Source organism: Shewanella sp. 10N.286.48.B5, from assembly GCF_002874355.2.
Classification (GTDB): Bacteria; Pseudomonadota; Gammaproteobacteria; order Enterobacterales; family Shewanellaceae; genus Shewanella.
This window is the reverse complement of sequence record NZ_MCVG02000001.1, coordinates 1,482,274-1,497,533: the sequence shown is the minus strand read 5'-3', so window position 1 is coordinate 1,497,533 and position 15,260 is coordinate 1,482,274. Positions and strand designations below refer to the sequence as shown.

10 protein-coding genes and 2 pseudogenes are annotated in these 15,260 nt (G+C 39.0%); 5 read left to right on the top strand and 7 right to left on the bottom strand.

Translation table 11 applies throughout. The features are described 5' to 3' along the window. Positions 1–94 precede the first annotated feature (94 nt). Positions 95–1,246: a dipeptidase gene (locus BCU57_RS06470; RefSeq protein ID WP_102440366.1), complete on the top strand. Its 1,152-nt coding sequence runs from the start codon at positions 95–97 to the stop codon at positions 1,244–1,246. Positions 1,247–1,255: 9 nt separating this feature from the next. Here the strand turns inward: BCU57_RS06470 and BCU57_RS06465 are convergent, their stop codons facing one another. The 3 genes from BCU57_RS06465 to BCU57_RS06455 form a co-directional block, all read right to left on the bottom strand. After that, positions 1,256–2,065: a RecX family transcriptional regulator gene (locus BCU57_RS06465; RefSeq protein ID WP_102440367.1), complete on the bottom strand. Its 810-nt coding sequence runs from the start codon at positions 2,063–2,065 to the stop codon at positions 1,256–1,258. A 167-nt stretch (positions 2,066–2,232) separates the two neighbouring features. Continuing rightward, the gene (locus tag BCU57_RS06460; protein ID WP_102440368.1) at positions 2,233–2,637 is read right to left on the bottom strand and encodes a hypothetical protein; all 405 of its coding nucleotides are present in this window, start codon (positions 2,635–2,637) and stop codon (positions 2,233–2,235) included. A gap of 434 nt (positions 2,638–3,071) precedes the next feature. Further along, positions 3,072–3,347 carry a hypothetical protein gene (locus BCU57_RS06455; RefSeq protein ID WP_102440369.1) on the bottom strand — a complete coding sequence of 92 codons (276 nt, stop codon included), beginning with the start codon at positions 3,345–3,347 and terminating at the stop codon, positions 3,072–3,074. A 313-nt stretch (positions 3,348–3,660) separates the two neighbouring features. Here BCU57_RS06455 and BCU57_RS06450 point away from each other — a divergent pair, with 313 nt between their 5' ends. From BCU57_RS06450 to BCU57_RS06435, 4 genes and pseudogenes are all read left to right on the top strand, one after another. Next, positions 3,661–6,906: a glycoside hydrolase family 2 TIM barrel-domain containing protein gene (locus tag BCU57_RS06450; protein ID WP_241903589.1), complete on the top strand. Its 3,246-nt coding sequence runs from the start codon at positions 3,661–3,663 to the stop codon at positions 6,904–6,906. Positions 6,907–7,340: 434 nt separating this feature from the next. Then, a complete protein-coding gene (locus BCU57_RS06445) occupies positions 7,341–7,661 on the top strand; it encodes a sulfatase-like hydrolase/transferase (protein WP_277869110.1) in 321 nt (106 codons plus the stop codon). 136 nt (positions 7,662–7,797) lie between these two features. After that, the gene (locus BCU57_RS06440) at positions 7,798–7,974 is read left to right on the top strand and encodes a hypothetical protein (RefSeq protein WP_413211450.1); all 177 of its coding nucleotides are present in this window, start codon (positions 7,798–7,800) and stop codon (positions 7,972–7,974) included. After that, positions 7,952–8,192: pseudogene (locus BCU57_RS06435) on the top strand (sugar phosphate isomerase/epimerase); the annotation flags it as partial. The gene BCU57_RS06440 and the pseudogene BCU57_RS06435, both read left to right, overlap by 23 nt. Before the next feature lie 316 nt (positions 8,193–8,508). On the opposite strand, the gene BCU57_RS06430 reads toward BCU57_RS06435, so the two are convergent. The 4 genes and pseudogenes from BCU57_RS06430 to BCU57_RS06415 form a co-directional block, all read right to left on the bottom strand. Then, positions 8,509–10,053, bottom strand: coding sequence for a sulfatase (locus BCU57_RS06430; RefSeq protein ID WP_241903590.1), 1,545 nt, complete (start codon positions 10,051–10,053; stop codon positions 8,509–8,511). 564 nt (positions 10,054–10,617) lie between these two features. Continuing rightward, positions 10,618–11,229: pseudogene (locus BCU57_RS06425) on the bottom strand (ThuA domain-containing protein); the annotation flags it as partial. Between the two features lie 166 nt (positions 11,230–11,395). Then, entirely contained in the window at positions 11,396–11,569 is a 174-nt protein-coding gene (locus BCU57_RS06420) for a DUF3291 domain-containing protein (RefSeq protein ID WP_347231996.1), read from the bottom strand. Positions 11,570–11,703: 134 nt separating this feature from the next. After that, on the bottom strand, positions 11,704–15,192 hold the full coding sequence (locus tag BCU57_RS06415; protein ID WP_198589919.1) for a family 16 glycoside hydrolase: 3,489 nt from the start codon (positions 15,190–15,192) through the stop codon (positions 11,704–11,706). Positions 15,193–15,260 lie beyond the last annotated feature (68 nt).

Sequence of the window (15,260 nt, the reverse complement as noted above, 5' to 3'; positions counted from 1 at the left end):
GACAAAGATTTACTACGCCATGTAAGCACAGTAGGCAATGTAAGTAATTAGCAGCAGTAAATCGATACCAGTAAATCAACATGAGTAAACAAGCATGAGTAAACTAATTAATCCGACCCGACGAAACATACTAAAGCTGTCAGGCATAACCGCATTAAGCAGCATTGCTCCTTTATCGTTTGCAGCTTCAATCATCGATTCTGCAGTGACCACGATTGATAACAAGCACATATGGCAGCCGTACGATCAATCCATTATCATCGATGGTCTAAGTGCCATTTTTGATTACGATGTCAGTGTTTTTTCAAAAGAGCACTTAGCGTTACTAAGGCAATCGGGTATTACCGCAATTAATGCGACCGTTCCTTATCCTGGTGACGATTATGAGGCTGCCAATGACAAAATAGCAACGGTATTAACGTTAATTGCTCATCACCCGACGCACCTTAAGTTGATTACCCGTGTGGTTGATTTAGTCGAAGCAAAACGGCATCAGCAGATTGGGGTGATTATCGGATTTCAATCAACCGAAATGTTCGGTAACGACTTAGCAAATATTGGACACTTTGCTAAGCTCGGCGCTCGCTACATGCAGCTAAGCTATAATGGGCCATCTCAATACGGCTCTGGTGGCTTAGTAAAACAAGACCATGGCCTAACACCATTAGGCATTGAAGCACTGGCTGAAATGGAATCCAACCGCGTGTTGGTTGACTTATCTCATTCAGGCAAGCAAACCGTTGCCACTGCTATCTCACACTCGACCAGACCATTGACCTTATCTCACACTGGCTGTAATGGCGTTTATCAACATCCCCGAAACAACGACGATGCAGAGCTTAAAGCTATTGCAGATAAAGGGGGCGTGGTCGGTCTGTATCTCATGCCGTTTCTTGAAGGGGGTGATGGTGAGATTACAGCCGAGTCATTAATGAAGCATATTGATTATGCCATTAACCTCTGTGGTGAAGATCATGTGGCTATTGGAAGCGATCAAGGTGTATTACCGGTCAATGATGGACCTGAATATCGTGAAATGATCCGCCAAGACGTGATTAGAAGAAAAGCTGCGGGTATTTCAGCCCCTGGAGAGTCAGCCAACAGACCACCCTTCATTCCACAATTAAATACCATTCGTAGAATGGAGCTCATTGGCTATTACATGGAAAAGCGCGGCCATTCATCTGCCGTTATTGAAAAAGTACTGGGAACAAACTTAGTCAGTCTTTATGAGAAAGTCTGGTAGCAGACTGCGTCACTCAACATCTGGGGTCATGGCTTCTTTAATCTCATCACTATCAAAACCTTTTCGAGATAAATAAGCGTAGGCTTTAGATTTTTCTTTATAGTCGGATAAGTCATAACGCTTTTTAGCTAATTGGGTTTTACAACTGAGATAAAAGTCGACATCCTCGGTTAAGGTCAATTGATACACGACGTCTTCAAAGTCACTGACATCGATCAACCGTTGTTTTAACTCTTGCATGATAAGGGTTTTACCTTTGCCTTTATTAAACAGCTTGATTATTTCGGTTTTCAAATCTGTTTTTTCAGCTTTTATGACAAGTTTACTGCGTAATGTGTCAACTTGAGGGTGGAGTGATAATGCATGGTCAATTTCAGCGCGAGTAAAACCTTTGGTGGTCATCTGTGAATAAATTTTTTCTTTATTGGTGCCATAAAAGTTTTCAAATTTGTTTTGCAATCGCGCTGTCGCCATCTCAAATGAATCGACGTTTTGCTCATGCATGACTTGTTCAATTGCGGTATCAATTTCAGCAACTGATACGCCTCTTAATTGTAATTTACGTTTGATAGCGCCTTTACCCGTCTCATGACTAAAGGCCAGTTCGCAATAGCGAACGGCAAAATCAAAATCATTTTTCAAATAGCCACTTTCAATGAGTCTAGCGAGAACTGTGTCAATCCATTCAAGATTATCTGTTTTGCGTGCAAGTTTCGTCCGAATTTCATTGATAGTGAAATCTTGTTGGCCAAGATGCCAATAAGCACTATTGAATACATTCTCGATTGTTTTGGCTTGACGAAGTGGCTTACTTTGCATAAAAAAATTAATCTTAGGTTAGAAATAACAACAGCAGTGTAGCAGAAGCCGCATTCATAAACTAAGGCCTGCCAATGAATAAGGTGACCGGGTTTATTAATGATTCCCGTTCACCTTAAAGGTAAACTTGTTATGTGTGGTTTCGTTATTAACATGAGTTATTGGGATTAGTTGCTAGCATAGTGAACACACTCATTTTTCAGTGCGGTTTGTTGCAGTAATTGCTTCAATTGAATTTGACCGCCCGCTTTACTGTTATCAATTTCCCGCTCTATGGACTGTGCCTGCATAACGACCTTATCAATTGCAGTTTGCCTTGCGCCCTCTTCGGATTGGCCTGATAACACCAGTTGCTCTACCAGATCAGAATAACGTTCGTAGACTACGCCTTTGTAGTAATCCGCCTCTGAAGCCATCGGCGTATGAGAGTAGATAATTGAGCAACTCAATGCGCTATTCATTTGCGTGAATGATTCCTCAATTTGAATAACCACAGGCTTTTGAGTTGATTGACTCGCATTAGCTGCAAGAGAAAACATCCCCAACATTAAAATGATAAACCCTTTTCTCATCACATTGACTCCTATTCGTAAGTAAGTAAGTAAGTAAGTAAGCACTCAAACGTGGCGCTTATCATGCTCTTTTTGAGCAATGGCCTTTGAATAAATCAGCTCTACTGCTATCAAGCTAAATCGTTAATGGTGCTATAACCGCTGTAAACTTAACCCTCATTTTACCTACCCAAGCCAAACCTAAGCTGAACAAACATTTAACTTTTAATATTTATCTTAACCAATGTACTTCTACTGTTTTCAACTAATAATGACACTGCTTATCGACTGTTTTTAGTCAGTCATAAACTGTTGTGAGCGCAATAGGCGTTATGGCAGTGGCACAGTTTGTTCGTTTGAGTCGCCAAACTGTACTAATAACCACCTAAAAGACGTTTTATTCAGTGCTTTTACGGAATTTATTGCCAATTTTACGGGGCTGGTTATAAAACTGTTTAAATATACAGTACTGTTGAGTGTCGATTGTTATGAAGGTTATTCCTATTTTTGCCTGTGCCGGTATTACTGGTTTTGAAAGTCCTGCTGCATTTCGCATCAAAAAACCATTCTGGAGTTTGATGTTGTTTTAGAGACTGCCAATTTTTTTGATAACTGCTAGTCACTACTTTTGCACTATTGGGCGCATTATCATCGGCACTAGCGACAAGACATAAACTAGACGCAACGAATAATGCAAGAACACTAAGGCTGTGCACTGGCATTGATAACATTTTACCCCCTTTCGTTATAGAGTATTTTACATTTAAAGTATCATATGCAAATATACAGTTTCAAATTTGAAAGGTGCATTCCCTTATTAATAATATGTCTTTCGGGCGGAAACAAGATTGCTATGCATAATAATAATAATAAATTAAACATCATTACCCTTACCTCTATTGTTGCACTGGGTGCCTGCGGAAGCGGAGGCGATGATGGTGTCCAGCCTTTACCCATTGTGACACCCAAAGCCAATTCAGCGCCAATACATAATGGCAATATTACTCACACTGTATTTTACAACAAATAGAAGAAGTAAATCATATGAAACTAAAAATGATCGCTCCCCTCAGCGCTTTATTTGCAGGGTCCCTATTCGCCGTTGGTTTAATGGGCTACTCAAGCACCGTCCTTGCAGCCAATGATTGGGAAAACCCAGATGTTGTGCAGGTCAATAAATTACCCGCTAGAGCCACTTCATACTCTTTTAAGAGTGAAGAAACGGCGCTTAAGCGTGATCGAAACACTGCTAGTATTAAAATGCTCAATGGAGACTGGAAATTCCAGTTTGCTGATGACGATGAGAACCGATCATTAGATTTTTTTAAGAAAGACTTTAATAGCCAGGGTTGGAAAACGATTCCGGTACCGTCTAACTGGGAGTTACACGGCTATGGAATGCCAATTTACACCAACTCTTTGTACCCCTTTTTTAAAGATGGTGCGACTGATGAAAATTCCATTACTCCGCCCTTTATAACCCGCGAAAATCCAGTGGGCTCTTATTTAACTGAATTTATCGTACCCCAGAAATGGAATAAAGAACGTATTATTTTGCACTTTGGCGGCGTTTCATCGGCGTTTTATGTATGGGTCAATGGTAAAAAAGTAGGTTATTCTCAGGGAAGTCGTTTACCTTCTGAATTTGATGTCACGGACTATGTTAGTTCAGGTAACAACACGCTCGCTGTGCAGGTGTTTCGTTGGAGTGACGGTAGCTACTTAGAAGATCAAGACCATTGGCGTTTAAGTGGCATTCACCGAGATGTGATGTTAATGGCACAACCACAAATCGCCATTAACGACTTCCATGTAAAAACTAAACTCAATGACACTTATACCTCAGCGCATTTACAAGTACGTCCAGAGTTAATGTATAACAACCGCAAAGATATTGAAGGTTGGAAAGTTGAAGGCCAGCTATTTAACGCCAACAATAAACCCGTTCTTGATAAGGTTATGTCAGTCGATGCTTATACGGCCTCTCGGATGATTTATCCTCAACGTGACAATTACAAATTCGACTTAATGAGCGCCAAAGTCGATAAACCACAATTATGGTCGTCTGAAAACCCGTACTTATATACGTTAGTACTATCACTAAAAGATAAAAGTAATAATGTTATCGAAACTCGCAGTAGCCGTGTAGGTTTTCGTGATGTAAAAATTAATGACAAAGCACAGCTGCTGATTAACGGTAAAAGTATTAAAATTATCGGCGCTAATCGCCATGACCATCATGCTACTAAAGGTAAAGCCCTATCACGTCAGGACATTTTAGATGATGTACTATTACTGAAACGCTTTAACTTTAACTCAGTACGCACCGCACATTACCCTAATGACCCTTACTTTTACGATCTGGCTGACGAATATGGCCTTTATGTTATGGATGAAGCCAATATCGAAAGTCACGGTGTCGGAGGTTTAGTCGCAAACTTACCTGAATGGGGCAACGCCATGATGCAGCGCGGTATGCGTATGGTTGAGCGTGACAAGAATCACCCATCAATCATTTCATGGTCTTTAGGCAATGAATCAGGTAAAGGTCCTAACCATGCTGCTATGGCAGGTTGGATGAAAGACTTTGATAGCACTCGTTTTATTCACTCAGAAGGGGCTCAAGGCGATCCAAACCACCCTGATAATGTTGGGCTAACAGAACCCTATATCACTGCAGAGCAAACCGCACAGTTACATGCCTCTCAGGCCAACCCAACGGATGAACCGTATGTTGATGTTATCTCACGCATGTACCCAACGCTAGAAGAGCTTATTGAATTAGCTGAAAGCCCGTATATAAAACGCCCTATTCTTATGTGTGAATATGCACATGCTATGGGGAATTCAGTGGGTAATTTACATGATTACTGGGACGAAATTTACCAGCGCGATAATGTGATTGGTGGCTACATTTGGGACTGGATTGACCAAGGGTTAGAAACTCAAAATAATCAAGGTGAAACTTACCTTGCTTATGGTGGCGATTTTGGTGACAAACCTAATTCATCAAACTTTAACCTCAATGGTTTGGTTGACTCTTATCGCCAGCCGACCCCTAAGCTTTGGCAAGCAAAGTATGTGTTCCAACCTGTAAAATTCAGCACAACAAGTATTAAGCGTGGAAAGTTATTGGTAGAAAATCGACACAACTTTACGAATCTAAATCAATACGATATTAAATGGTCAGTCACTGAAAATGGTCAAATCATTGAACAAGGCACACTCAAGCCACTTGATATTGCACCGTATGATTCAGGCAAGGTAAAAGTGCCTTATAGTAAACCTAAAGTCAAAGTAGGCGCAAAATATCATCTGCAGCTTAGTATGCAACTGAAAATAGACACTAATTGGGCTAAAAAAGGTTTTGAAGTTGCCAAGCAACAATTTGCATTACCTTTTACAAAAGTGGCTAATAAAGTGACCTCAGACAAGTCTATAACGTCTAAAGACAGTGATACTAACATAACGGTATTTAACGAAGCGTTTAGCGCGAAGTTTGATAAACAAAGTGGCTATTTAACACAATACAGTGTCAATGGTCAGGCGCTACTCACCGATAGATTAGCCCCTAATTTCTGGCGTGCAGAAACGGATAACGACCGTATCGGTTGGCAAACAGCTAAAAATCTCGCAATTTGGAAGACTGCAGCAAGCAAACTACAGCTAGTCGATTTTGATGTCGATGCCAGTGATAAAAAACTAATAATTACGACAAAATATCAATTAGATAGCTATGTCAGTCTTGAGCTTGAATATCACATTATCGGCAATGGTGATATTCAAGTCACTATGAAATTGGATGCCGACGAATCCCTGCCCACCTTACCGCGAATTGGTATGAGTTCAGTCGTCAGTAAATCATTAGAGAACATGGCCTACTTTGGACGTGGACCTTTTGAAAACTATCAAGATCGTAATCAGGCCGCTGACATTAACTTGTATCAAGGTAAAGTGAATGACTTTACATACACTTATGTACGACCTCAAGAAAGCAGTAACCGTACTGATGTCGATTGGCTATCGCTTTCAAATGATAAGGGACACGGCTTAAAAGTCACCGGTTTGCAGCCATTGAGTATTTCAGTTTGGCCATGGAGTTTAGATAATCTTGAGCAAAGCGTTCACACCTATGAATTAGTTGAGCTAGACGGATATACCGTTAACATCGATTTAATTCAATCGGGTATTGGTGGTGATGATTCATGGAGTTGGCGCGCTGCCCCAATGGACAAATACCAGGTAAAAGCAGGTAAGTATGAGTATCAATTTACCCTTTCAGGCCAATAAATTAAGTAACACTTAAACCGCTGATGAGCTGGCCTATATGCCAGCACATCTACGCCGCTTAGTTAGGGCTATACATTACATTTGCGTTATGTGAGCGATAGTTAAGGTTTAAATCATTTTTTAGGCGTTAATACCGATATAAAAAAGGCTAAAGATGAACAACCCTAATGATGTAAGCCGCATAATAACAATCAACACGTTAATAAGAAAACAAACAAAACCAGTGGCGGTTCTCCATCATCTTAATGGTTTTTCAGCCATTGTGTTGACGATGTGAATTTTATTCACCGGTTGTAATAAAACCTCAGACAAAGCCCAAAACACTCAGTCCCTTAACAATAGAGGTCAGTGAACTCAACACACTTCAATACAAACAACCACTAAATCAACAAGCCAATAATCAACCCAAACAAAAACCGAATATTGTGTTGATCATGACTGACGATCAAGGTTATGGCGACTTAGGCACCAATCAAAACCCCATCATTAAAACACCAAACATTGACCAGCTAGCTCAACAAAGTGCGCAATTAACTAATTTCCATGTCGACCCTACTTGTTCACCGACCCGCTCTTCTTTGCTCACGGGTAAGCATTCTCTTAAAGCAGGTGTATGGCACACGGTTTTGGGCCGCTACATGCTTGGCCCAGAACACATTACTCTTGCTGAAACATTGCAACAAAATGGCTATAACACTGGTATATTTGGCAAGTGGCATTTAGGTGATAACTACCCTTACCGTCCACAAGACTAGGGGTTTAATGAAGTATTGGCGGCGTGGGCCAAACACCTGATTATTGGGGTAATACACAGTTTGATGATACCTATTATCGAAATGGTGAACCCCGAAAACTCAAGGCTACGCCACTAAAGTCTGGTTTGATAACGCCATTGAATTTATTGACCAACAAGCACTCGACACACCTTATTTTTCATATATTTCTTTCAATGCACCCCACGGTCCATATCGCGCCCCAGAGGAATATATTCAGCCTTATCAAGACCAAGGCTTGAATCGCACTATGGCAAGCTTTTATGCCATGATCACTAGGCGATGGTCAGGTTGACTTCAATGGTATTTTTTCCCCGAATGGCTAAGTATAATTTTGATGGCTGGGCGGTACTTGAATGGGAATGTTGCATTAAGCACCCTGTGGCTGGTGCTACTGAAGGAGCCCCATTTATTACAAAGCACATTATCAATGTCACCGATAAAGCCTTTGATGATTTTGCCGCTAGTGGCATAGATGCAGGATTTAATAACAAATTGTTAGGTTTAGACTAACCGCTCAGCCATCCTTAATACAAAATTATAAGTTGTAACAATTATTTCTAATTGGAGTGGTCAACACACATTGGCCACAACCATAGAGTTTGCTAACAACAAATCAGCACAAGTAAAAAGGATATGTATTTTCACTTAAATGTGATTGATTACGACCACCAAATTTAGCGACCTACAAAGCATTGTCAGCATGAATTAAAAAATCTGAATTAATGGCTTTTTTTCTGAGTAGCATAACTAATGTAACGGATAAATATGACTAACAGTTTAGTCTTAGTAAATGAACCTGCCATGTTTTAACTTTGAAGGTAAACTCTTAGTCGTTCCAATGCATATCAATAATTTGTTTTAAATGTGGGTAGTCATTATCAGTTTCACCAAATTTGATTTTTTGCCTATGAAGTTCAGACTTCATTGTTTTAATGACTGTAGCGTAATTCTTATTTTTATAGACGTTAACGAGTTCATTTGGGTCATTAGTCAAATCATATAATTCCCAACCAGCTGGTGTGCTAATCGCATTGTTAGCAAGACCCGTTTTATCTAACCAAGCTTTATCGTAATATGGATAAGGTTTAGTCAGATAGTTTTCGCCATAGTAAAAGATAAGTTTATGCTGTTTAGTTCGCAACCCAACATGAGATGGTACATCATGATAAGCCCTGTGCGTCCAATATCGGTAATAGGTTGCGCTGCGCCAATTTTGAGGCTTATCACCCATTAACGTCACTGCAAAGCTGCGACCTTGCATATAATCAGGTGTCTTTAGGGATGCGAGATCTAATATAAATGGGGCAAAGTCGGTATTATTTAATAAAATGTCGTTTTTAACCCCGCGTTCAACACTGTGTGGGTGTTTCACAATAAGTGGCATCCTAATCGACTCATCAAATATCCAACGTTTATCTTGTAAGTCATGCTCCCCAAGCATCATTCCTTGATCTGATGTGTATATTATTACCGTATTATCGTATTCACCAATCTCTTTTAACGTTTCAATCAATCGCGCGATGTTATCGTCTACGCCTTTTACACAACGTAAATAGGCTTTCATATATTTCTGATAGGATAACCGAGTAAACTCAGGTTCTGGGGTGTTTGGGTCAATACCAAGGTCAACGCCCATATTTCTTCGTGGGTTACGCTTTGAAACCGAAGTACCAATGACACTTCGTAACACGTCATTTCTCCCGCGGGTAGCATCTGAGCCAAATCGATCATCTAATTCATACAAATCTAATGGCTCAGGAATAGTTTTATCTGCCAAATAAGACTCATAACGTGGCGCATATTTAAACATATCATGGGGCGCTTTAAACTGATGCATTAACATAAAAGGCTTGTCTTTATTGCGATTTTTAAGCCAATCTATACTTAAATTAGTAACAATATCAGATGAATGACCTTCATATTGATTTACATTATTCGGCCAATCTTTTTTACCTCGAGTTCTAAATGTGGGATCAAAATAACTACCCTGCATCTTTAACACTTCATAGTAATCGAACGCCGCTGGTTCCTTCTTTAAATGCCATTTTCCTATAATAGCGGTTTGATAGCCTGCATCCCCTATTAATGATGGTAGATATTGTCGGTCTTTTGACAATGAGCCCTTTAGATTTAAAACACCATTAGTTTGGCTATATTGGCCTGTTAAAATGCTAGCCCTGCTAGGAGTACAAATTGAATTAGTGACAAACGTGTTGGTGTAGATGATGCCTTCTTGCGCTAACTTGTCGATATTTGGTGTAGGGTTAAGCTTTGCAAAGCGACCGTTATAAGCTCCTATCGTGTGAGCGGCATGATCGTCTGTCATAATATAAAGGATATTTAATTGCTTTTCTGTGTCATGTTCTTCCATGGAAACAGCACTGTGAGCCTTGCTCGTTATAATGACAATACACAGTAATGTTACAATCCCTCTAATACTCATTTTGACATAATTCATATAAAAATAACCATCAACATTCACATTTACTCCGCAAGGTTCATATATAAATTAACCATATAAGAATCGATTAAGAATATCTAGCTTTATTCCAAATAAAATAGAGATGATTTACTGAAGGTGTCTCCATCTTCCACTAAAGCGTTCTTCTTGCTTTGGCGCAAGAATTAAGAGGATATCTTAGTTCTTATCCTGACATTAGAAATATCAATCATAGTGACAGTGACATTGATCGGTTTTGTGTCTATTTGAGTGTTTTACCGGTGCCAAGAGAATGGAGTTTGTGATCCAGCTTTAATACCGTAAAGATTAAGAGAAATTAGAATATTCCAGAAGTTAAACTTTACATGATAATAATTCAATCTAAATTGATAAATATAAAAATTACAAATATAAAAATAAATATAAAAACAATAATATCAATAGCTTAACTTATTTTTTAGATAAACCTAATTCAGCCTAAATAGTTTTTAATGATTAAAGCCTACCTGCCCATGTCACAGCACCTTCAATATGTTTTATAAATTTTGAATTTTTATATGCGGCGTGGGTATGACCAAGTGCAGTATAAAAAGCGCGGTCTTTACCTATATTCTGTTGCCAAGCTATAGGATGATCTCCCATTGCATCTACACCAGCGTGATAAGTTGTTTCATCTATTGAAAGTAAGACTTTAACATTGGTACGTGGATTCTTGTCGAAGTTGTACCACTCATCAGTGTGATCCCAGATATCAGGTAAATGCTGTGGATGTTGCTTATCCTCAACAACAAGCTGTGCTGTTTGAACTTTTGGATGTGATTTAAAGTATGCCCCGACTACATTTCCATACCAAGGCCAATGATGCTCAGTATCGACAGCACCATGTATACCAACAAAACCGCCTCCTTGTTCGACATAGTTTTTAAATGCATTCTTTTGCTCATCATTTAGCAAATTACCAGTAGTGCTTAACCATATAACTGAGGATACTTTCGATAACATTTTCTCATTGAATTCATCACTGTCCTCCGTGAAGTAGATACTCCAGTGCTTTGACTGTGCTATATTTTTTAGCATGACAATGCCAGAAGTTATTGATTCATGACGGAACGAATTGGTTTTTTAAAACACCATTATCAATAGCCTATGATCAATGCCTTCTAAATTGGCTTCAATTTTAGATGAATAAATGACTGGCAAAATGATAACGAAAATTAAACTGATTACAGATAATAAGGTAGATAAGTGCCTAACAAACATAATTAACCTTTTCTTAATCGTTGTGAAAAATAATAGGGATCAGATAAACCAATCCCTTAATGATTAACGGACTTGCGCTACCTTCTGCTATTGCATTAACGCTATCAAGATTATCCATAAAGTCTTTAAGCTCTGGTCCATCTAATGGATATTTAGCTAATGCGATATTTAATTGCGCTAATTGCATGACTTCCTCCGTGAATTAATTACCATGACTTCTTATTACAGACATAGATTAGCCTAACTGGCATTATAAATAACTCGTAAATGAGTTTGTATAATGCCAGATATGTCAATATCTAATTATCTAAGCTGACTACATTATTCATTAGGAATTTGATGTAAGGTATACCAAGCTTTTGCATGAAATGAATTAACAGTCTGTCCAAAAGCTGTTGCTGTTAAATCAAATTCATAAACCCGTGATGTTTGGCCAATAACCGTTTTATCGGCAATTTCAAAGTTAGCTAACACGATAAAAAGCGACTTCCCGTCATCTGACCAAGTTTGACTCGTTAACTCTTCATCTCGTACATCATATTCTTCAGAACCATAATTATAATCTTCAACATAATACCAAGATGACATTGTTAATTGCTTGAATGAATTACGATCTTGTTTGGCTACTGCTTTAGTAAACTGTAATTGATAACCATGCGGTGTCGCATGAATTTCATGAATCGATTGCGGTAAAGATGTACTATCCCAAACAATGCGCTGTAATGAGGCTAAATTACCACCTTTTGCCCACCAACCACGGCCCGTTTGTCCTATCCACAAACTATTGTCGTTAGGTGAAAAAGTCAGTCTCATTGCCCCTGAGGCGGTATTAGCCATAAAAGGCAATAACGCAGATTGCTCTACCCCATTAACTGTATCAATATTGACCCTAAATATAGTAGATTGAGATTGATCGCCAATAAACATTTGTCCGTCATAGGGACCAAAACCACCATCTGATTCATCCCATATAGGACTACCTGGTGAATTCATTGCACGACCATGAGGCAACAAACCGATTGGCAGTTCACGCTTGGCGGCATAATTAGTCCATTTAATTTCAGGACTTGTCGAGATCATATTGGGTAAATCAACTAAGCCTGCAGGATGGCCATAATATTTATCTTTGTTAAGACGATACAATTTAGATGTCCCATGAAAGTCTCCCTGATTATCGGTATAAAATACGTTATCTGCTTTATCAATAGCTAGACCAGCAGGGCTTCTTAAACCAAATGCAAAAGGGGTCGTGTTACCTTCAGGTGAAACAGATAAAGCCCAACCACGATAACCTCCAGTTGTCGTCATTGAGCCTTCACCGCCATAACCACCAGGTAAACTGTGCCCCAAGTTTAACGTATATAACAAGCTACCATCTGAAAAGCGCGCTGGCCCATGGAGGTATTCATGGTAGTTACTGTTAAATCTAAAGTCAGCTGATAAGGACTCCCGACGATCAGAGATGCCATCATCATTTTCGTCAAGTAATCGTGTTAAACCAGGCTTTTCGCCAATCACAATGCTGGTATCTGATTCAGAGACTACACCTAAAGAATCAAATACACCCTCAGCAAATTGTTGCCACTGATTGTCAGTTACTTTCCAAACACCTGATGTGCGCGTGCTGATAAACGCATTACCTTGGTCACTAAATGCAATTCCTAGTGGCTCAAACAACACTTGTCGTCCAAATTTATCATTAGGTGCAAGCGCATCCTGTAATTCATAGCCTTGTGGCAATGTTGCTTTTTTACTATTGGAAGTTGTCCAGATTAACGCTTGAGGCTTATTGGACTGAGCAACTATATTGTCGTCATTTTTAGCGGGTAATGGAACATCCACCAGATTTCCAGTCAAAGTAACTTGCTGATTTACACCTGCATCAATAACAAGTATTCCATCAGTAATAGTGCCATTTGATACCGTAATTTCACCATCATTTAGCCCAATATAAAAAGATTGTGGTTCTGGGTTATCCAGTGTCATTGTTGCTGTCAATTGCCCTTTTACACTTATGTCAAAATTCACAGTGATGTAGTTATTATTAACTCGATAATTGAAACCAGGTAACCCTATTAAAGGCGTTTCAACGCCTATAAAATTTGCGTCAACCGACTTCAGTTGTTGATTAAAGTCAGTTGTATCCTGCAGATAATCTGAAGATATTTGAGCTGATAGCTTACTGCTCTCTTTGAATGAAAAATCAACCTTGTGACCCTCTTTAGTTATTGGTTGTAAGAAATTATATAACTGTTTTTTTGGCCAAAGCTTGGCATTTTTTCCTATCTTACTAACAGCATCAGCACGCCCTTTTTTTTCACTCTTCAAGTCAAGAAATCGACCTGCCCATACTTGTTTTACGGCCAAGGTTTGAGTGTCAAAACTGTAGTTCATTTGATTGGGTAAACCAACGTGATAAGCTCTGCCTGAAACATTATCACCAATATTAACTCGACCGATACGGACTTTATCGCTCACCAGTTCTGCAGTTAAATCATCTGCAAGTATATAAGGCTTTTGCGGTGATTCCTGCCATATAACTGTTGGTCCTTGATTATTCAAAGGGTTAAGCGAGAGTAAGTATGCATACAAGGCTTCTGCTTCACTTTCTTTAATAATTTCACCATTAAACGACGGCATAATAGGCAAAAAAACTTTTTCAATACCATCTCGCTGTTTTCTTACCGCTATATGCCTAGACGATTTTCGTATTGAACTCATGAAGTATTCTTTATCTGCGTTTACCGTTGATTTATGATTTTCGGCAGGATCAAACACAGTTAATTGTTTTACTTTAGGGCTAAAAATGCCATATAAACCTGGACCGGTTTTAACCGATTTAGCTGATGGATTAACTTCGTGACATTCTTTACAACCTTTATTTTTAAACGCTTTTTCGCCCATATTAACGACATTGAACATAGGCTTACCTTGTTTAGCGCCTAAAGGTATTGAGTCTTGTATTGATAACTCTTTTGCCGCAGCTACTTGGCTGTAATCGCGGCTTTCTATATTTAAATTTTTAATCGCAAATTGCGCTGTATTTCCCACAAAATAGACTGGTGCTATTTTGGCTTCGTTAACAAATGGAACATTGCCTGTCGGTCCAGTAACAACCTGGTTTTTATGTATTTCAATATCATTGAATTTTACTGAGACCAGTTGTGCATATTCAGTTTTATAACCTAGCTCGTTAAATCTCGGTGCTTTAAAGTTAATTTCCAGTTGCTGCCATTCACCCAAAGGTTTAGCTGGATTCGCTTTAGCGATCACACCATCATAATTTTTCCATTCACGTTCATCAAAACGAGGTTGCAATCCCCCCATCCAGATTGCCCACCACTTCTTTTGAGCAAAAATATCATTGATATTTAAGCGATAACGACCCATTAAAATGACTGCTGTATGGGTGTCTTTAGTAAGCATGAAATCAAATTTGATGTGGACATCTTGATAATTACTTTCGGTAATGAGCAGGTTTCCGCCATCAAGTAAGTTTTCAGTTGAACGGTTAATTAACGATGTTTTACCTGGTTCTATCAACAATTGCATTGTGTCTGCAGCCAGACTTACATTACTGACTTGATGCCACTGAGTTGTCGGTTTAAAATTAATCCCATTAAAACTCGTAGACAATTTAACAGTATTTTTATTCTGTATATCAGCTTTCTCTATGATATCGAGCTTAACTCCTCTTTCAAGTGAGGCTTGAGTTGCTGAATCATTAACTGTGTTACCACAAGCTTGCATTGTTAACGGAGCGACTAACCATAGTAAGCTCAGATATTTACCTTTAAACCTTTTCTTCATATTGATTCCCTTCTTGGCCATTTATCAAGACCTTTAGTTAAGGTTATAAGTTTCAAATGGCTTAAGCC

Coding starts and splice junctions, on each gene's coding strand:
- BCU57_RS06470 (WP_102440366.1), top strand. CDS start 95: ATGAGTAAACTAATTAATCCGACCCGACGAAACATACTAAAGCTGTCA.
- BCU57_RS06465 (WP_102440367.1), bottom strand. CDS start 2,065: ATGCAAAGTAAGCCACTTCGTCAAGCCAAAACAATCGAGAATGTATTC.
- BCU57_RS06460 (WP_102440368.1), bottom strand. CDS start 2,637: ATGAGAAAAGGGTTTATCATTTTAATGTTGGGGATGTTTTCTCTTGCA.
- BCU57_RS06455 (WP_102440369.1), bottom strand. CDS start 3,347: ATGTTATCAATGCCAGTGCACAGCCTTAGTGTTCTTGCATTATTCGTT.
- BCU57_RS06450 (WP_241903589.1), top strand. CDS start 3,661: ATGAAACTAAAAATGATCGCTCCCCTCAGCGCTTTATTTGCAGGGTCC.
- BCU57_RS06445 (WP_277869110.1), top strand. CDS start 7,341: ATGACTGACGATCAAGGTTATGGCGACTTAGGCACCAATCAAAACCCC.
- BCU57_RS06430 (WP_241903590.1), bottom strand. CDS start 10,053: ATGGAAGAACATGACACAGAAAAGCAATTAAATATCCTTTATATTATG.
- BCU57_RS06420 (WP_347231996.1), bottom strand. CDS start 11,569: ATGCAATTAGCGCAATTAAATATCGCATTAGCTAAATATCCATTAGAT.
- BCU57_RS06415 (WP_198589919.1), bottom strand. CDS start 15,192: ATGAAGAAAAGGTTTAAAGGTAAATATCTGAGCTTACTATGGTTAGTC.